The sequence below is a fragment of the Chryseobacterium sp. Chry.R1 genome, from assembly GCF_039645525.1.
Classification (GTDB): Bacteria; Bacteroidota; Bacteroidia; order Flavobacteriales; family Weeksellaceae; genus Chryseobacterium; species Chryseobacterium proteolyticum.
Genome location: NZ_CP151793.1, coordinates 1,594,654 through 1,613,339 on the forward strand (window position 1 = coordinate 1,594,654; position 18,686 = coordinate 1,613,339).

The 18,686-nt window shown below is 35.5% G+C and carries 18 protein-coding genes; 12 read left to right on the forward strand and 6 right to left on the reverse strand.

Annotated elements, in window-relative coordinates; translation table 11 throughout:
• Window positions 1-26: 26 nt before the first annotated feature.
• Together AAEU33_RS07400 and AAEU33_RS07405 are read right to left on the reverse strand one after the other, a co-directional pair.
• Complete coding sequence (locus AAEU33_RS07400; protein WP_345991758.1) at window positions 27-629, reverse strand: DNA polymerase ligase N-terminal domain-containing protein; 603 nt, start codon at window positions 627-629, stop codon at window positions 27-29.
• Entirely contained in the window at window positions 629-1,414 is a 786-nt protein-coding gene (locus tag AAEU33_RS07405) for a Ku protein (protein WP_172280771.1), read from the reverse strand. Before AAEU33_RS07405 ends, AAEU33_RS07400 begins: the two co-directional genes overlap by 1 nt.
• Window positions 1,415-1,594: 180 nt before the next feature.
• Here AAEU33_RS07405 and AAEU33_RS07410 point away from each other — a divergent pair, with 180 nt between their 5' ends.
• Together AAEU33_RS07410 and AAEU33_RS07415 are read left to right on the forward strand one after the other, a co-directional pair.
• Window positions 1,595-2,164: a Crp/Fnr family transcriptional regulator gene (locus AAEU33_RS07410; RefSeq protein WP_345991760.1), complete on the forward strand. Its 570-nt coding sequence runs from the start codon at window positions 1,595-1,597 to the stop codon at window positions 2,162-2,164.
• An 83-nt stretch (window positions 2,165-2,247) separates the two neighbouring features.
• Complete coding sequence (locus AAEU33_RS07415; RefSeq protein WP_345991762.1) at window positions 2,248-3,537, forward strand: adenylosuccinate synthase; 1,290 nt, start codon at window positions 2,248-2,250, stop codon at window positions 3,535-3,537.
• Between the two features lie 33 nt (window positions 3,538-3,570).
• Here AAEU33_RS07415 and aspS read toward each other — a convergent pair whose 3' ends face one another.
• Window positions 3,571-5,325, reverse strand: a complete 1,755-nt coding sequence (gene aspS / locus AAEU33_RS07420) for an aspartate--tRNA ligase (protein ID WP_273649659.1) — start codon at window positions 5,323-5,325, stop codon at window positions 3,571-3,573.
• 142 nt (window positions 5,326-5,467) lie between these two features.
• Window positions 5,468-5,905: an ankyrin repeat domain-containing protein gene (locus AAEU33_RS07425; RefSeq protein ID WP_172280763.1), complete on the reverse strand. Its 438-nt coding sequence runs from the start codon at window positions 5,903-5,905 to the stop codon at window positions 5,468-5,470.
• Between the two features lie 257 nt (window positions 5,906-6,162).
• Between AAEU33_RS07425 and AAEU33_RS07430 the strand changes: the two genes are divergently transcribed.
• Window positions 6,163-6,282, forward strand: coding sequence for a 30S ribosomal protein THX (locus AAEU33_RS07430; RefSeq protein ID WP_172280761.1), 120 nt, complete (start codon window positions 6,163-6,165; stop codon window positions 6,280-6,282).
• Between the two features lie 54 nt (window positions 6,283-6,336).
• On the opposite strand, the gene AAEU33_RS07435 is transcribed toward AAEU33_RS07430, so the two are convergent.
• Together AAEU33_RS07435 and AAEU33_RS07440 are read right to left on the reverse strand one after the other, a co-directional pair.
• Window positions 6,337-6,987 (reverse strand): DUF937 domain-containing protein, encoded by a 651-nt coding sequence (locus AAEU33_RS07435; protein WP_172280759.1) that lies wholly within the window; start codon window positions 6,985-6,987, stop codon window positions 6,337-6,339.
• 118 nt (window positions 6,988-7,105) lie between these two features.
• Window positions 7,106-7,615: a DUF2480 family protein gene (locus tag AAEU33_RS07440; protein ID WP_345991765.1), complete on the reverse strand. Its 510-nt coding sequence runs from the start codon at window positions 7,613-7,615 to the stop codon at window positions 7,106-7,108.
• A gap of 79 nt (window positions 7,616-7,694) precedes the next feature.
• Here AAEU33_RS07440 and lpxB point away from each other — a divergent pair, with 79 nt between their 5' ends.
• From lpxB to AAEU33_RS07485, 9 genes are all read left to right on the forward strand, one after another.
• On the forward strand, window positions 7,695-8,798 hold the full coding sequence (gene lpxB, locus AAEU33_RS07445; protein WP_345991767.1) for a lipid-A-disaccharide synthase: 1,104 nt from the start codon (window positions 7,695-7,697) through the stop codon (window positions 8,796-8,798).
• A gap of 396 nt (window positions 8,799-9,194) precedes the next feature.
• On the forward strand, window positions 9,195-10,718 hold the full coding sequence (locus AAEU33_RS07450; RefSeq protein WP_345991769.1) for a ComEC/Rec2 family competence protein: 1,524 nt from the start codon (window positions 9,195-9,197) through the stop codon (window positions 10,716-10,718).
• A gap of 146 nt (window positions 10,719-10,864) precedes the next feature.
• Window positions 10,865-11,527: a succinate dehydrogenase cytochrome b subunit gene (locus tag AAEU33_RS07455; RefSeq protein ID WP_345991771.1), complete on the forward strand. Its 663-nt coding sequence runs from the start codon at window positions 10,865-10,867 to the stop codon at window positions 11,525-11,527.
• A 15-nt stretch (window positions 11,528-11,542) separates the two neighbouring features.
• Window positions 11,543-13,555: a fumarate reductase/succinate dehydrogenase flavoprotein subunit gene (locus AAEU33_RS07460; RefSeq protein ID WP_172280749.1), complete on the forward strand. Its 2,013-nt coding sequence runs from the start codon at window positions 11,543-11,545 to the stop codon at window positions 13,553-13,555.
• 24 nt (window positions 13,556-13,579) lie between these two features.
• On the forward strand, window positions 13,580-14,347 hold the full coding sequence (locus tag AAEU33_RS07465; RefSeq protein WP_172280747.1) for a succinate dehydrogenase/fumarate reductase iron-sulfur subunit: 768 nt from the start codon (window positions 13,580-13,582) through the stop codon (window positions 14,345-14,347).
• Between the two features lie 137 nt (window positions 14,348-14,484).
• The gene (locus AAEU33_RS07470; protein ID WP_345991773.1) at window positions 14,485-16,026 is read left to right on the forward strand and encodes a TlpA disulfide reductase family protein; all 1,542 of its coding nucleotides are present in this window, start codon (window positions 14,485-14,487) and stop codon (window positions 16,024-16,026) included.
• Window positions 16,027-16,141: 115 nt separating this feature from the next.
• Complete coding sequence (gene rlmD, locus AAEU33_RS07475) at window positions 16,142-17,548, forward strand: 23S rRNA (uracil(1939)-C(5))-methyltransferase RlmD (RefSeq protein ID WP_345991775.1); 1,407 nt, start codon at window positions 16,142-16,144, stop codon at window positions 17,546-17,548.
• A 29-nt stretch (window positions 17,549-17,577) separates the two neighbouring features.
• Window positions 17,578-18,057 (forward strand): DUF6452 family protein, encoded by a 480-nt coding sequence (locus tag AAEU33_RS07480; RefSeq protein ID WP_172280742.1) that lies wholly within the window; start codon window positions 17,578-17,580, stop codon window positions 18,055-18,057.
• The gene (locus AAEU33_RS07485) at window positions 18,023-18,682 is read left to right on the forward strand and encodes a DUF6048 family protein (protein ID WP_345991776.1); all 660 of its coding nucleotides are present in this window, start codon (window positions 18,023-18,025) and stop codon (window positions 18,680-18,682) included. Before AAEU33_RS07480 ends, AAEU33_RS07485 begins: the two co-directional genes overlap by 35 nt.
• Window positions 18,683-18,686: the final 4 nt, after the last annotated feature.

Sequence of the window (18,686 nt, forward strand, 5' to 3'; positions counted from 1 at the left end):
GAATTTTTTAAATTCAGGCTTTGATGTTATGACTTCTTTTTGTTGTTTTTTGGGCTTTTTTTTTCCTCTAAGAATTTTGTCACCAAAGATTTGGGAGAGGTATTGTCTTCGGCATTATAGCCAGCTTCTGCAAAGTCATCCTTATGTTTTATGAGTAACCAGGAATTCCCTTCCGTGTTTTTCATTTTTACCAAAGCAAATTCACCTTTCAGCTTTTTACCGTGTAAAATAAATTTCAAAGATCCTGCATGTAGTTCTTTCAACAATTCTTTTTCGTCAGAAAGCTTGCTGTCTTTCTCTAAAGGTTCATAAGTTCCACTATCCCAGACTTCGACTTGTCCGGCTCCATAATTTCCTTCGGGTATATTTCCTTCGAAATCTTTATAGTCATAAGGATGGTCTTCAACCATCATAGCCAGACGTTTATCCTTTGGATCTAATGAAGGACCTTTAGGAACTGCCCAGCTTTTTAGAACTCCTTCCATCTCTAAACGGAAATCATAGTGAAGATGTGAGGCCGCATGTCTTTGGATGACAAAAATAAGCTGATCCTTACTCTTTTTTGTTTTGCCTTTAGGCTCACTTGTTTCGTTAAATTTCCTTTTTTCGTTATAATCTTTAAGAGCCATCAGGATGCGTTTTTAGATTTTGAACTTTGTAAACTGGCTTTTAATTGAGCCATCAAATCAATTACTTTTCCTTCTTTTGCAGGTTCAGCTTTCTGAGCCTTAACACTCTTACCTTTAGCTTTCTGTTTAATGATCTTCATGAGTGATTCAGAGTAGGTATCTTTATACATCGTAGGATCAAACTTCTGGGAAAGCTGCTCAATAAGGCTTACTGCCATTTTTAATTCTGCAGGTTTAGGAGCTTTTTTAGCCGGGATTTTTAAATCATGGTAATCTCTTATTTCCTGATCAAAGCGTAATCGGTTGAGAATAAGAACCTCTTCATTGTATGGCCTGATCATCCCTATTGCTTCACTTTCGCGCAATACAAATGTTCCTACACCTACCATTTCGGTTTCTGTTAAAGCTTTCATGAGAAGCCTGTAAGCATTTTCCCCATTTTTCTGGGGCTCAAGAAAATATGGATTTTCAAAATAAACACTATCTACTTCAGATTCTTTTACAAACTGGTCGATCGATAATATTTTGCTTTTTTCAGGACTTGCCGCTGCATAGTCCTCATCGTCGAGAACAATATACCGGTCTTCCATCAGGTAAGCCTTCACAATATTTTCCCACTTTACTTCTTTCCCTGTTTTTTCATTAACTCTTTTGAATTTAATATTAGAAAAGTCAGATTTATCCAGCATGTCCAGATCCAGTTTGCTGGTTTCTGTTGCTGAATATATTTTAACAGGGATATTTACTAAGCCAAAGCCAATGGCACCATTCCAGATTGCTTTCATTGTACTATGTTTGTTGATATAACGTACAATGATTGTGCCGTATGAAAAATATTTACGTAATGTGGTACTTTATTATGATTTTATAAAATGTAAAAAGAAAAATGTGTTTTTGTTTTATTCTCAATTGTCAATTGAGAATAAAAAGTATTTGTATATCTTTAAAATACCAATGAATAAAGAATGAAAGAGCTATTCAATTACATAAGGAAATTTGCGGAACTAAGTGAAGAAGAGGAAGACCTGATTGCTGTTGGAGTACAGGAACTAACTATCCAAAAAGGAGAGGTATTTGTAGAGGCGGGCAGGATAAGTCAGATGATTGCCTTTGTAAAAGAAGGTGTATTTCGTTCATTGTATTATAATAAACAAGGAGACGATTGTACACGATATTTTATTTATGAAGGCCGGTTTATCGGGGATTTTCAGGGTTTTGTTAATCAGACCCCTTCTAACGAGTATATAGAAGCAATTACGGATGGAACTTTATGGGTCATAGATTTTAATCATTTTAAAGCTATAGAAAGCAGAATATCTGTTTGGCCGGTTCTGATCGCTAAGTTGCATGCTTTTGTAGCAGAGAATAAGCTAAAGGTTGTCAGCACGATGCTGAGCCTGGATGCGAAATCCAGGTATCTTCATTTTCTGGATCATTATCCCGGATTGGCAAACCGTGTTCCTCAGGCAATGTTGGCGTCTTATCTAGGAATTACTCCCTCCTCATTCAGCCGGATCAGAAAAAATATAATATAGATTTCCCTTTCTTGTCAAATGACAATTGCCCCTTCGTACTCATGCTATAGTTTTGCTCTGTAAAAAGAGATAAATTATAAAATATGGATATCGTATTAGGATTACAGTGGGGAGACGAAGGGAAAGGTAAATTCATTGACCTGATCAGTCGGAATTATGACATTGTCGCACGTTTCAACGGAGGAGCGAATGCAGGACATAGTATTGAAAGAAATGGAAAAAGAATAACATTGAAAACTCTTCCTTCGGGAATATTTATAGAAGGAGTAGACAATGTAATCGGAGCAGGGATCGTATTGGATCCTGTTAATTTCAAGCAGGAAGTTTTGAAACTGAATGCTTTTGATATGAATATTCAGGTTGAAAAACGCCTGGCTATATCTAGAAAAGCACATCTTGTGTTACTCACACATACATTAATGGACGTATTTATGGAAGAGAATTCATCCTATAATACAATTGGTACAACTAAAAATGGTATAGGACAAGCCTATGCTAACAAAATTCTGCGGCAGAATCTAAGAGTGGGTGATATTGATAGATCCGACTTTAATGAAACAGTAAATCATATTGTAGAAAGAGACTATCAGCAGCTGTTAGATTATGGTCAGATACTACCTCCAATAGCAGAACTGAAAGATACATTTTTCGATGCTATAGAGTTTCTTAAAAAATTTCGATGGATAGAAGCTGAAGTGTTTTTAAATGATTCGATCAAGAGTGGAAGAAAAATTCTTGCAGAAGGTGCACAGGCAACATTACTAGATATAGATCACGGAACCTATCCTTACGTTACATCATCTACAACGATTGCTTCAGGAGCGTGCAGCGGTTTGGGAGTCTCGCCTAAAAAGGTAGGCGAAATCTATGGGGTCACAAAAGCATATTGTACCAGGGTAGGAAATGGTGCCTTTCCTACGGAGCTTTTTGGCGAAACAGGTGAGAAGATAAGGCAAACAGGTAATGAGTTTGGTTCTAATACAGGACGGCACCGAAGAGTAGGGTGGCTGGATCTGCCTGCTTTAAAATATGCTGTAATGATTAATGGAGTGACTCAATTGATCATTACCAAAGCTGATGTCTTGAATGGCTTTGAGTCTGTGGCTATATGTACTCACTATAAAGTCAAAGATCAGACTGTAGTGTCAGGTTTAATGACTGATGATGAAGCACTTCCGGTTTTCCGTCGGATGAAAGGATGGAAAACTGAATTTTCAGAATGTAAAGATCCTTCCTCTTTACCCGAGGAATTATTGGAGTTTATTCAATTTCTTGAAAATGAGCTTGAAATTCCTGTGAGTTATCTTTCTACGGGACCTGGCAGGGAAGATATGATAAAGATGACTTCAAAACTGATATCTCAGATAGTATAAAATAAAAAAGCGAGGTAAAAACCTCGCTTTAATTTATGCTTTTAAATTCAATTGTAATTCCAGTTCATCCAGCTGTGCATCAGCAATTGATGCTGGTGCGTCAATCATCACATCACGTCCCGAGTTGTTTTTAGGAAAGGCAATATAATCTCTGATCACTTCATTTCCGTCAAGAATGGCCACCAAACGGTCAAAACCGAAAGCTAAACCACCATGAGGAGGAGCTCCATATTTAAATGCGTTCATCAAGAACCCAAATTGCGCTTCCGCCTCTTCTTTTGAAAAACCTAATAAATCAAACATCTTAGATTGAAGTTCCCTGTCGAAAATTCTGATTGATCCTCCTCCGATTTCATTTCCATTAAGAACCATATCATAAGCATTTGCTCTGGCTTTTCCAGGATCAGTTTCCAGCAGGTGAATATCTTCCGGCTTAGGAGAAGTGAAAGGATGATGCATCGCGTGGTATCTCTGAGTTTCCTCGTCAAATTCCAATAGTGGGAAATCGACTACCCAAAGAGGAGCAAATACATCTCCTTTTCTTAATCCCAAACGGTTTCCCAGTTCCATTCTCAATGCGGAAAGCTGAGCTCTTACTTTATTTTCATTTCCAGAAAGAATAAGCATCAAATCTCCTTCTTTCGCCCCGAATTTTTCAATGATCTTTGTTAAGTCTTCTTCGTTGTAAAACTTGTTAACAGATGATGTTTTTACACCATCATTCTGGAATTTTGCCCACACCATCCCTGAGGCTCCGATTTGAGGACGTTTTACCCAGTCCACCAATTCGTCGATCTGTTTTCTGGTATAGTCTGCACAGCCTTCAACATTAATTCCAACTACCAATTCCGCATCATCAAATATTTTAAAATCTTTTCCTTTTACCAGTTCATTAAGCTCCACGAATTCCATTCCGAAACGGATATCCGGTTTGTCATTCCCATATTTTTGCATCGCTTCTGCGAAAGTCATTCTCGGAAAAGCTCCGAATTCCTGTCCGGTAATATCTTTAAGCAATGTTTTGGTCATTCCCTCAAATACATTCATCACATCCTCCTGTTCAACGAAGGCCATTTCGCAGTCGATCTGTGTAAATTCCGGCTGTCTGTCTGCTCTCAGGTCTTCGTCACGGAAACATTTTACAATCTGGAAATATTTATCCATTCCACCTACCATCAGAAGTTGCTTGAATGTCTGTGGAGATTGAGGTAGTGCGTAAAACTGCCCTGGGTTCATTCTGCTTGGCACCACGAAGTCTCTCGCTCCCTCCGGAGTAGACTTAATTAAAACAGGTGTTTCCACTTCAATGAATCCTTCTTCAGAAAGGTAATTTCTTACTTTCTGAGCCATTTTATGACGGAAGATTAATTTATCTTTTACCGGATTTCTTCTGATATCAAGATAACGGTATTTCATTCTTAATTCTTCACCTCCGTCTGTTTCATCTTCAATTGTGAAGGGTGGAAGTTGAGAGTCATTAAGAACGCTTAGTTTTTCAACTAAAATTTCAATTTCTCCGGTTGGAATATTAGGATTTTTGCTTACTCTCTCAATTACTTTTCCGGTAACCTGAATCACAAATTCACGTCCCAGTTTTTTAGCTTCTTCCATTAATTGAGCTGAAGAGCGATCCTGGTCTAAAACCAATTGTGTAATTCCGTAACGATCCCGAAGATCTATCCAAATCATAAATCCTTTATCACGGATAGTTTGTACCCATCCTGAAAGTGTAACTTCTTCATTAAGATTTTTTAGAGATAATTCTCCGTTTGTGTGCGATCGAAACATTAGTTTTAGATGTTAGATATTATACTTTATATATCAGACTCATTAAGGTCTGAATTTTAAAGTGCAAAGATAAGATTTTTGAAAGTCTTATAAATAAAAAAAACTTCCCAAAGGAAGTTTTTGAATATATTTTTTAAGAAAATTATTTTAGAATTTCTGTAAGAGCCGCCTGTTTATATTTTACTGAAATGTCTTTGGCTGTTTCTCCGTTTTCATTCTTCAGATTTTTTGAAGCACCTTTTTTTAATAATATTTTAGCCAGATCAGGTCTTCCAAATTTAGCTGCGGCCATAAGCGGACTTAGATTGCTGCAGATTTTATTGACATCTACATTATTTGTAAGTAAATAATTAAAAATATTTTTTTTGTCGAATCTTACACTGTATGCCAAAAGATTGTAGCTGATATTTTTTTCTCCCAGACATTTATCGTAGTCTTCTTTTGGAAAAGCTTTTTTAAATGTTTCAATATTATCTGTTTGAAAAGCTATTCTCTGTTCACTTGAAATTTGCTGAGCGAATAATGAACCAGCAAAAATAGAAATTGCGAAAACCAATGTTGTAGAGATTATTTTTTTCATGAAAATTTTATTTTAAGAATACACAAAGTTAATTTATTTTTTTGATACAATTTACTATGATTATGATTTCAATTTTTTAAATTAAATAAAATATATGCTATTTGTTAATAATGACAAAATGTAATTCTGCTTTTTTTAACCGGTTGTTTGTGAGAATTTAGTCTTTTGTATACTGGTTTTATAAAAATTTTAACGGCAATATTTTGTGCTTTTTTACAGGTTTTCTTACATTAGACGTAACCAACAAATAATTTATTATGGGAAAAGGAGACAAAAAATCAAGAAGAGGTAAAATTAATAATGGCAGCTATGGAAAAAGAAGACCAAGAAAAGCCTCTAAATCACTAGAAACTTCGGAGGAAAAATCAAAGAAGTAACAGAATAAAAAAGACCGGAAATAAATCCCCGGTCTTTTTTTTATACAAATTAAATTATTTTCCGAATATACTTCCCAGGATACCACCTAGTCCGCCTTGTTGTTGCTTTTGGCCTCCTCCAAGAACGCTTCCTAAAATATCATTTAATGGATTTCCTGACGATTGAGCCTGCCCGCCACCGCCAAGAACACTACCAAGAATGTCATTTAACGGACTTGATTGCTGAGCCTGTGCCTGATTAGAGGCATTTCCAAGAATTCCACCCAATAGATCTCCCAATCCACCTGCTCCAACATTGTTCTGTTGTTTTTCTTTGCCAATATAGCCCATAATAACCGGAGCAAGCATTGCTAAAACAGGACCTATTTTATCAATGGAAATTCCCGTATTTTGTGATAACTGATTTTCAACATTTTGTTTGTCGTTACCGAAAATGTGGCTAAGGATTGAGCCTCCTTCTGCCTGTCTTGCTTCAACTTGTGAAGCATCATCCAGGATACTTCCGTTATGGTCTTTATCCAGAGCATTGTTTAATGCTTCAGCTTCTTTAGAATCCTGAGATTTATTTCTTAAGTACGAAATAATTAGGGGTGCTGCTACAGCTAACAAAGCAATAATCTGGTTTTTGCTGATTCCAAATTTGTTTTCAGCCTGTACCGCAACCTGGTTGCTTGTGTTTCCTGTTAGCAAATCGATTAAACTCATGTTGTGTTTATTTAAATTGTTAATAAACCAAAGTTATCAAAAAATATTCCCTAATAATTTTTTTAATCTAAAATTACTGTTAAAGTTTTTTATTTTTTCTAAGCAGCTGGTAATGAGTTTAGTTTTTTAAAATAGGGACATTGGAACATGCTTCGCCAAACATCAGAGATTTTACAATCGGCTTCAATTGTTCTACCAATTCTACATACGCATTCTCAGGAATTTCCTTATCCGAACATCCTTTCACCAATACCCTTTTATCTCTTAAATCATCAAAGTCATAAGTCTGTATTGCATTGTGCATTAAAATAACTTCAAGATCTTCACGGTTACCAAAGACTATTTTCTTTGCAACATCAGTAAGTTTGGCTGTAAGGACAAAATAAGCCCACAATGGAACAATAGCATCTGCCGAATTGTAAATGTATATGTAAGCATCAATATATTCATCGGTATTGATAGCGGCCACCTGTGCACGAAATTCTTTTTCTTTCAAAATCATTTCCTGAAAAAGAAAATCTTTCAGGTCGATTCCTTTTCTTGTGCCTTTTGGAAGAAGCGTGGCAAGATCAAAATTTACAAGGCCGCTTTCGTTTACTTTATTTCTGATTTCAAATTCTTCTGACATTTTTTATCATTATCTTTGAACAAATTTACAAATTAAGATCCAACAAAGTTTTAATTTGTTCTCTATCCTTATTATAGAAATGAAATATTATATCATTGCCGGAGAAGCCTCAGGAGATTTACACGGGAGTAATTTAATGAAGTCTTTAAAAAAGAAAGATCCGGATGCTGAATTCAGATTCTGGGGAGGTGATCTGATGGCTAAGCAGGGAGGAACCCTTGTAAAACATTACCGTGATCTTGCTTTTATGGGATTTCTGGAAGTTGCTATGAATCTCAGGACGATATTAAATAATATTAAATTCTGTAAAGAGGACATTAAAAATAATCAACCTGATATTTTAATCTTAATTGATTATCCGGGATTTAATCTAAGAATAGCCAAATTTGCCAAAGAACTTGGAATAAAAGTAGTCTATTATATTTCACCACAGCTTTGGGCATGGAAAGAAGGCAGGGTAGAGATCATAAAAAAATATGTGGACGAAATGATGGTCATTCTTCCGTTCGAAGAAGACTTTTATAAAAAACATGGAGTTCATTCCCATTTTGTAGGGCATCCTCTATTAGATGCCATATACAGCTTACAAGAAATAGATATTGATGCTTTTAAGAAGGAAAACGGCTTAAATAATAAAGAAATTATTGCCTTATTACCAGGTTCGCGAAAGCAGGAAGTTGAAAAAATGCTGGAAATGATGCTTTCTGTGAGATCATCTTTTAAAGAGTATCAGTTTGTGATTGCCGGAGCTCCAAGTTTACCAAAAGATTTTTATGAATCTTATGTAGATGATAATGTGCATTTTGTTTCAAATAAAACCTATGATTTACTGAGATGTTCAAAAGCCGCTTTGGTAACGTCGGGTACAGCAACACTGGAAACTGCTTTACTGAATGTTCCTGAAGTAGTTTGTTACCGTGGAAGTAAGATTTCTTATGCTATTGCCAAAAGATTGGTTAAAAATATAAAATATATTTCTTTAGTAAACTTGATTATGGATCGGGAGGTTGTAAAGGAACTAATCCAAAATGATCTGAACACCGGAAATTTAATCGAGGAATTAAAGAAGATACTGGAGGGAAATAAAAGATCACAAGTATTGAATGATTATGTTCTTTTAAAAGAAAAGCTCGGTGGAAGCGGGGCAAGTGATCATGCTGCAGATGTGATTTTGAAAGTTTGAAATATTCAATAATAAATAACATGAATCGTAGAATTTTTTTCTGCGATTTTTATTTTTTAAAACGAATTTAATAGTCTTTTAAAGATTCTGAAATTTTGATGTGTTAATTTTTGTCTCAATAAATATTTTTGAGTAACACAAATTTTCGAATTGAATAAGCAGCCACTTTTTATTCTTGTTACATGTTTTATTCTTGGAATCTTTTTTCAGGACTATGTATCGCTTGATAAGAGATTTATTGTCATTGTAACAATTCTATGTTCAGTTCTTTTGCTCGCTTTGTTTCTCCGGTCCTATCTTTCCCATAGGGTCAGGCCAATTTTTTTAGCGTTGATGTTCTTTTTTCTTGGCATTATTTTACATTCATTGAATACGTTTCCTTTGAATTCTGATGTAATGAAATTCAGGGACCTTGTAACGTTTAAAATAGTCAGAAAGCTAAACTCAACTGAAAAATACAAGAAATATGAGGTTATTGCTCAGGCAGAAGGAAAAAACATCAAGTCAATTTTATATATTCCTAAAAATGTTTATCAGCTTAACTTTGATTATTACTATAAAGGATGGGTTTTTATTCAGGAATTGAAGCCTCCTGTATATGATTTTCAATTTAATTATTCCGGTTACCTTAATCGCAAAAATATAAGGTACCAGATGTACCTGTCGGGAGAACTGTTATCCGTTGCCAGAAACGATATGAGTTTAAAGGAATCTATTCAGCAGAGAAGGCTTGAAGTTTTGCAAAAAATTGACGGAATAAATATCTCTCCTAAAAACAGGGAGTTTTTAAAGGGAATTATCCTTGCTGATCGAACAGAAATGGATTCATCGGTAATACAGGATTTCAGTAAATCAGGATTGGTGCATTTTCTTGCCATTTCGGGAACGCATATAATGGTGGTTTTTGGTGTGTTCTATTTTATTTTCAGAATGATCCTTCCTTTGAAATCCAGGAAATGTACAGTAATACTGAGTTTAATATTTATATGGATGTTTGCTTTGTTTATTGGATTTGGAAATTCTGTACTGCGGGCATGTATTATGCTTACTGTTTATTTTATCTATGTTTTACTCCAGAGAAAACCTGATGTACTGCATTCTGTAGCTTTGTCCGCTTTTATCATCTTATTTATGGATTCTCAACAGTTATTTACCATTGGATTTCAGTTAAGCTTTATAGCTGTCATAGGAATATTCTGGTTGAATCAGCCATTGTTAAAATGCTTTCCAAAGCAGGATAACTATTTTAAAAAAGTGCTTTTCAATACGATATCTGTTTCTGTTTCTGCTCAGCTTGCAACAATTCCTTTAGTTTTATATTATTTTCATCAGTTTTCATTTATTTCCATTGTTGCCAATTTCATCGTGATTCCATTTTCAGAGCTTATTATTATATGCTCTTTTGTTATTGCAGCTTTAGCCGCATTTAATATAGATTTTAATTTGATCAACCAAGGATATGATATCATGATTAACGGATTGCTTACAAGTATCCGGTGGTTTGCTGATTTCGATAGTCTTTTTTTTGAGAATATTCCGATGAATCTTGTTGAAGTCTTTATTTTATCTGTGTCTGTCTATTGGTTGAGGTTTGTTATACTGAAATTCAATTTTGAAAACAGGATGATACTGATTTGTTTTATTCTTTTGTTTTTTATTGCAAGAGCTATCTTTACGATTGTAGAAAATCAAAAGGATGAGGTTGTAATATACGATTCAGGAAAAAATAAAGTGCTTTCAATTAAATATGGCAATAAAGCTTTGTTTTGGATATCAGACTCTTCTGACAGGGGAGAAATTATTAAATATATTATTAATCCTTATTGTACTTCACGAAGAATAAAAAGTGCTGAATTAAAAAGTCTGGACGTAACCAGGAAAAAGATTATTTACAGGGGTAAGATTTATGAGATAAAATGATGATTGTCATTCTCTGATTTTCGCTTATTTATTAAGCTTTTACAATCTTATTTAGAAAGATTACAAACTGGCTAATAGTGAGATTTCTCACTTTTCAGTATTGTTAACATTTCCTAATTTTGTAGAAATTCAAATTTAAACTTAATATGGCAGGTTTAACGAGTTCTACAATAGGTAGAAAATATGCTATGGCATTATCAGCTTTGTTTTTGCTGATTTTTCTTATACTGCATTTAACAACAAATTTATTATCTGTTATAAATCGAGATGCATTCAATACAGCGTCCGATTTTATGGGGTATAATCCTTTTGTTCAATTCTTAATGCAACCTATTCTTGGTTTCGCAGTACTTTTCCATTTTATTATGGGATTTGTTTTGGAAGTTAAGAATAATAAAGCGCGTCCGATTAAATATGATTCCAACAATGCTTCTGCGAATTCTACATGGATGTCCAGAAACATGATCATCTCCGGAGCTGTTATATTAGCTTTTTTAGCGCTTCACTTTTATGATTTCTGGATTCACGAAATCAATTATAAGTACGTAGAAGTGCTTGCACCTGATGCAGAGCGTTTCTGGCCGGAATTGCATGAAAAATTTGCAGATATCTGGAGAGTAGCTTTATATGTAATCTCATTTGTTTTATTGGGACTACACCTTGCTCACGGATTCCAATCTTCTTTTCAGTCAATTGGAGCAAGACATCCAAAATATACTCCGGTAATTAAAGCGATAGGAACATGGTATTCAATCCTTATTCCTTTTGGATTTATTTTCATCGCGATTTATCATTTTATAACTCAATAATATCACTATACTAGTATGAGTAAATTAGATTCAAAAATTCCAGCAGGTCCTCTTAAGGATAAATGGAAGCATCATAAAGACCATATGAACCTTGTTGCACCAAACAACAGAGACAAGATTGATATTATTGTTGTAGGTACTGGTTTGGCCGGAGGTTCTGCAGCTGCTACTTTAGCAGAGCAGGGATATAATGTAAAGGCATTCTGCTACCAGGATTCTCCAAGAAGAGCACACTCTATTGCAGCGCAGGGAGGTATTAACGCAGCTAAGAATTACCAGGGTGATGGTGACTCTACCTATAGATTATTCTATGACACTATTAAAGGTGGTGACTACAGAGCAAGAGAGGCTAATGTATACAGATTGGCTGAAGTATCTGCCAATATCATTGACCAGTGTGTTTCTCAAGGAGTACCTTTCGGGAGAGATTACGGTGGCCAGTTAGACAACCGTTCATTTGGTGGTGTTCAGGTAAAAAGAACATTTTATGCAAAAGGGCAAACAGGACAACAGTTATTGTTAGGTGCTTATTCTGCAATGAGCCGTCAGATCGGTAAAGGTAGAATCAAAATGTACAACCGTCATGAGATGCTGGACCTTGTTATTGTAGACGGAAAAGCCAGAGGTATTATTGCCAGAAATCTTGTAACCGGAGAAATTGAAAGACATTCTGCTCACGCAGTGGTTATTGCATCTGGAGGATACGGAAATGTTTATTTCCTTTCCACTAATGCAATGGGTTCAAACGTTTCCGCAGCATGGAAAATTCATAAGAAAGGAGCGTATTTCGCAAACCCTTGTTATGTACAGATCCACCCGACGTGTATTCCTGTTCATGGAACACAACAGTCTAAATTAACTTTGATGTCCGAATCCTTGAGAAACTCAGGAAGAATCTGGGTTCCTAAAAAGATAGAGGATTCTGTTGCAATCAGAGAAGGTAAATTAAGACCTGAAAATATAAAAGAAGAAGACAGAGATTATTATTTAGAAAGAAGATATCCTGCATTTGGTAACTTAGTACCTAGAGACGTTGCTTCTAGAGCTGCTAAAGAAAGATGTGATGCTGGCTACGGAATCGAAAATAATGATACCAAAGAAGGTGTTTATCTTGATTTCTCTACAGAGATCATGAAGAAAGGTAGAGAAGCAGCAATTGAAAAGCATATTCATAATCCTACAGATCAGCAGCTTTATGATTTAGGAAAAAAATGGGTGGAGGAAAAATACGGTAACCTATTCGTTATGTACGAAAAAATTACCGCAGATGATCCTTATAAGACACCGATGAAAATTTATCCTGCGGTACACTATACAATGGGGGGAATCTGGGTAGATTATAATCTTCAGTCAACAATTCCTGGATGTTTCGTAATTGGTGAGGCTAACTTCTCTGATCACGGAGCAAACAGACTCGGAGCATCAGCATTAATGCAAGGTCTTGCGGACGGATATTTCGTTCTTCCTTATACCATTGCAGATTATCTTTCTGCTGATATCAGAACAGGAGCTATTCCTACGAATACAGGAGCATTTGAAGAAGCTGAAAAAGGAATTAAAGAGAAAATAGATTTCTTCTTAAATAATAAAGGAACCCACTCTGTAGACCATTTCCACAAGCAACTAGGAAACATTATGTGGAACAAAGTAGGAATGGGAAGGACTCCTGAAGGTTTAAGAGAAGCGATAAAAGAAATTGAAGAAGTAAGAAACGATTTCTGGAAAAATGTAAAGGTTCCGGGAGAAGGAGAAGGAATGAATACTGAGCTTGAAAAAGCTTTCAGAGTAGCTGATTTCTTAGAGCTTGGACAGTTAATGGCTATCGATGCATTACATAGAAACGAATCTTGTGGAGGACATTTCCGTGAAGATCACTCAACTCCGGATGGAGAGGCTGAAAGAGATGACGTAAACTACAAATACGTTGGAGCCTGGGAATATCAGGGAGCAGATATCAATAATGAAATTCTGCATAAAGAAGACCTGATATATGAAAACATTGAGGTTAAAACTAGAAGCTACAAATAATCTCCAACCTATAAATATAAAATTATGAGTGCAAAAAAAGGCTTACATCTTACGCTGAAAATTTGGAGACAAAAAAATAATAAAACCAAAGGTCAGTTTGAGACCTATAAAATATCGGATGTATCAACAGATTCTTCATTCTTAGAAATGTTGGATATCCTTAATGAGAATTTAATTAACGAAGGAAAAGAACCGATCGCATTCGATCACGATTGCCGTGAAGGAATCTGCGGAATGTGTTCTCTTTACATCAATGGTAGAGCGCATGGACCTGATACAGGTATTACAACTTGCCAGCTTCACATGAGAATGTTCAAAGACGGTGAAACAATTGTTATTGAGCCATGGAGAAGTGCCGCTTTCCCGGTAATTAAAGACTTAATGGTAGACAGAAGTGCATTTGACAGAGTAATGGCTGCAGGTGGATTCATTTCTGTGAATACTTCAGGAAACACATTGGATGCTAATGCAATCCTTGTTCCTAAGGATGATGCGGACAAAGCAATGGATGCTGCAGCATGTATTGGTTGCGGAGCTTGTGTTGCTACATGTAAAAATGGTTCTGCGATGTTATTTGTGGGAGCTAAAGTTTCTCAGTTTGCCTTACTTCCTCAGGGTAGAGTTGAGGCGAAAAGAAGAGTTCTTAACATGGTGCAGGCTATGGATGAAGAAGGATTTGGTAACTGTTCAAATACAGGTGCTTGTGAAGTAGAATGTCCTAAAGGAATTTCTCTGGAAAACATTGCAAGAATGAACAGAGAATATATGGCAGCACTGGTAGATAAAGGATAACACCAGCTAAAGTAAATAGAAAAAATCGTCTCCTTATAGGATGGCGATTTTTTTAGTTAAATCTTTCATAAAAAGTACTATTAAATTGTATTTAGTAATACTGAAAAACCTATTTTTGTTTAATTATAAAAATCAAAATGAAAAAATATCTTTTATTGTTTATCATTGCAATATTTGTAATGTCTTGCTCTAAAAAAGTTGAAGTAAAAGGAAAAATCACAGGTGGATCTCCATTGGAGAGAATAGAGTTCATTGAAGCTTCAGGAGTTGCTACATTACCGTTGGCAAACATTGGAGTGAAAAATGACGGAACATTCTCAGGGAGTTTTGAGGCTCCAAAAAACGGGATGTATCTTATTTCCTACGCCGGAAAACAAAATCTGGTATATCTAAAAGGAGGGCAAACACTTAACATTTCAGGTAGCGGAATGAATTTTCCGAATGATTATGTAATTACAGGTGATGCAAAAAAGAATAATGATTTCTTCACGGCAACTCAAAAATATCTTACCAATTACGCTCAAACAGTTAATATGAATGAGCTGATGATGAAAGATGAAAAGGGGTTTCTTCAGGGAATTCAGAAAGTTGAAAAAGATATCAATAATAATATTGAAGAAAACGTTAAAAAATTCAGTCCTGACAGCGAGGTAGTGAATTGGAAAAAGAATGATCTTTCCAGCACTTTGTTGTCCATCATCAATCAGTATGAAATGAGACAAGGTCAAACGCCTGGAAATCCATCTTTTAAAGCCAGTAAGACTTTCACTGATTATGAAAATAAACTTCAGGAAAATAAGGATGTTATGATAAAGGAGAATCCTTACTACAGACAATACTTATTGGCTAAAATGAGTCCTGATTTTCAAAAATATGCTGAAGCCAACAGCAAAAATAAAACAGACATCACTACTTCTGAATTATTTGCCCAGTATTTAAAAACAAAAAAGGATATTTCTCAAACCACGAAAGACTATCTATTAGCATTTGTTATGGCTCAGTCTGATATCCATCCTGGATCACCGGCAAAGGTGACGGATAAAATCAAGAAGATTATTGATGAGGATATCAAAGACGCAACCATTAAAAACGACCTTAATAAGATTCAGATAGCTGTAAATGGGGTTAAAATCGGAGAAGTAGCGCCAGATGCCTCTTTAATAAAGCAAGATGGAAAATCCTATAAGCTTTCTGAAAATAAAGGAAAACCTTATATGCTGTTTTTCTATGCTTCGTGGAATCCATACATCAGTGAGGCTGCTGTACCGGTACTAAAAGAAGTTGTTAATTTCTATAAATCAAAAATGAATTTTGTATTTGTAAATGTTGACGATACAAAAGATCAGTTTGTAAAAACAAGCAATTCTTTATTGAAAGGAATTCCGGGAACGAATGTTTATGGTGATGGGGGACTGAACTCTGATATTGCTAAAAAATACGGTGTTTATGGATTCAAGTTACCTTGTTTTGTAATTATTGATAAAGACGGTAAAATTGCCAGCAGATCTTTTGTAAATCTTGGAGAACCTGAATTGGTAACGATACTGGATAAATTAACCGGACTTTCTGCGCCAAAAGTTAATCCGAATGTACAATTACAACCTGGTTTGGGAGCTGACCCTTCTGCTCAGCAAGTAAATCCGCAACCTGCGAATCCTCAACCGGCTCCAACAAAATAGTAAACTTTAACATACATGAAAAACCTTGTCCTAGGATAAGGTTTTTTTTATTGTATTTTTGCAAAATGAAACCGTAAGGTTACATTAGAACAGATAGAAAAAATAGAAATTACGGATGAAAAAGAAGAAGAATATTATTCTTGAAAATATAAGATTAATAGCAGCCGGAGCAAAAGGAGTTGCCATAGGTAGAACGGAAGAAGGCAAAACGGTATTGGTTTCAGGAGCTATTCCGGGAGATGTGGTAAATGCAAGGGTGAAGAAATCGAAGTCTAAGTATTACGAAGCAGAGGCTGTAGAAGTTGTGGAAAGTTCTCCGTACAGAGTAGATCCAAAGTGTATTCATTTTGGTACTTGTGGAGGATGCAAGTGGCAAAATATGAGCTATGAAAAGCAACTGGATTTTAAACAGGAAGAGGTATATAATAATATTAAGAGAATAGGAGGAATTGAGAACTTTGAAACGTTGCCAATTCTGGGTGCTGAAGAGCAATATTATTATAGAAATAAAATGGAGTTTTCTTTTTCCAATGCAAGATGGCTTACTCAGTACGAAATCAGTTCCGAAGAAAATTTTGGAAATAAAGATGCTTTAGGATTTCATATTCCGGGAATGTGGAGCAAGATTTTAGACCTGAAAGAATGTTTTCTTCAAGAAGACCCGTCCAATGCAATTCGTTTAGCCGTAAAAAATTATGCTGTTGAAAATGGTTTGGACTTTTTTGATGTAAAAAATCAGGAAGGTTTTTTAAGAACTCTGATGATGAGGCAGAATTCCCAGGGAGAATGGATGGTCTTGTTTCAGTTATACAGGGAAGAAACTGAAAACAGAGAGAAGCTTTTTGAATTTTTATTGGGTCAGTTTCCACAGATCAAAACATTGGTGTATGCAATTAATCCAAAACAAAATGATTCGATTTACGATTTGGATATTAATGTTTACTCCGGGGAAGGATTTTTAATGGAAGAGATGGATGGACTGAAATTTAAAATCGGGCCTAAATCTTTTTTTCAAACCAACTATAAGCAGGCATTAGAGTTATATAGAAAGACATTGGAATTTGCAGATCTGAAAGGAGATGAAGTAGTTTATGATCTGTATACGGGAACAGGTACTATTGCACAATATGTGGCCAGAAAGGCGAAGCAGGTGATAGGTATAGAATCTGTTCAGGAGGCTATTGATGCAGCTATTGAACATGCTGAACTCAATGGTCTTACGAATTGTACATTCTATTGTGGGGATATGAAGAATGTCTTTAATGATGAATTTCTCGAAAATCATCCAAAGGCGGATGTGTTGATTACTGATCCTCCGAGAGACGGAATGCATCAGAAAGTGGTAGAACAAATATTAAAGCTTTCCCCTGAAAAAGTGGTTTATGTAAGCTGTAATTCAGCTACCCAGGCAAGAGATCTTGCTTTGATGAAAGATCAATATCAGGTTGTTAAGATATTACCTGTGGATATGTTTCCGCAAACCCACCATGTGGAGAATATTGCATTGCTGATAAAGAAATAATTTACCTAAATTTGAGTTTAAATATTATTATGAAATATTTTAAATTTCTCTTATTAACCCTGATGTTGGGAATGCTTTGCTCCTGTGGCGGAGATGATGATATCTGTGAGAGTGGTGAAGGTACGCCACGAATTAAAATTGCTTTTAAAAATGCAGATAATGACAAAATCATAACATTAGACTCTCTTTACGTAGCCGTAGATTATGGAAACGGAAAAGTGCAGTTGGGAAAACAGCAAAAAATAAGTTCAAGACTCATTCCATTAAGGGTTGACGACTCCCCTTATACAGACGTATATTTCCGGTTAGCGGACAAAGGGACTGAGTCAAAGGTAAGGATAAGTTATACCACTAAATCTACATATGTATCTCCCGGATGTGGATTGAAAAAAACATATGAAAACCTGAACTCTGATTCACCAACACCGAGCAATCCGGTAAAGAAAGTTGAAATAGGACAAAATAATATAGAGAATGAAGACAAAACTAATCTTTACCTTCTTTTTTAGCATAAGCCTGCTTGGATTTGCTCAGCAGAAAAAGCCTGTGGAAAAAAAAGAAAAATGGAAATATGAACCAAATTTTATGGTTGGTTTGGATCTTCTCAATGCTGGGAGTGCCTTTTTTTCGGATAGAAAACTATACCAAGGTTTTATATCTTCCAAAATAAACGGAAATGTACATGCAATTGCAGAAGCTGGTTTTGAAAAAAATGTATACCAGAAAAACGGATATGACGCTAAAGTGAATGGGCCATTTGTTAAGCTGGGAGCTTTTTACATGTTAGCCCAGGATCCGGAGAATGAATTTAATGGTTTTTATGCCGGAGGAAAGGCAGCAGGATCATTTTATACTCAGGAGTATATGGCTGTGCCTGTCCGGGGGTTTGGAGGTAGTAATTCTTCTGTAGCTTTTCCGTCTTCTACCCAATCTTCTTATTGGCTTGAAGGAGTGATAGGAGGAAGAGTACAGTTATTTGAATCCAATTTTTATATTGATGTCAACCTCCAGCCTAAATATATGGTATTTACAACCAAACAGGACGATATACAGCCCATGATCGTCCCTGGATTTGGAAGGAGTTCTTCCAAATTCAATATGGGATTCTCCTGGAATATAGCCTATAAATTTTAAAAAT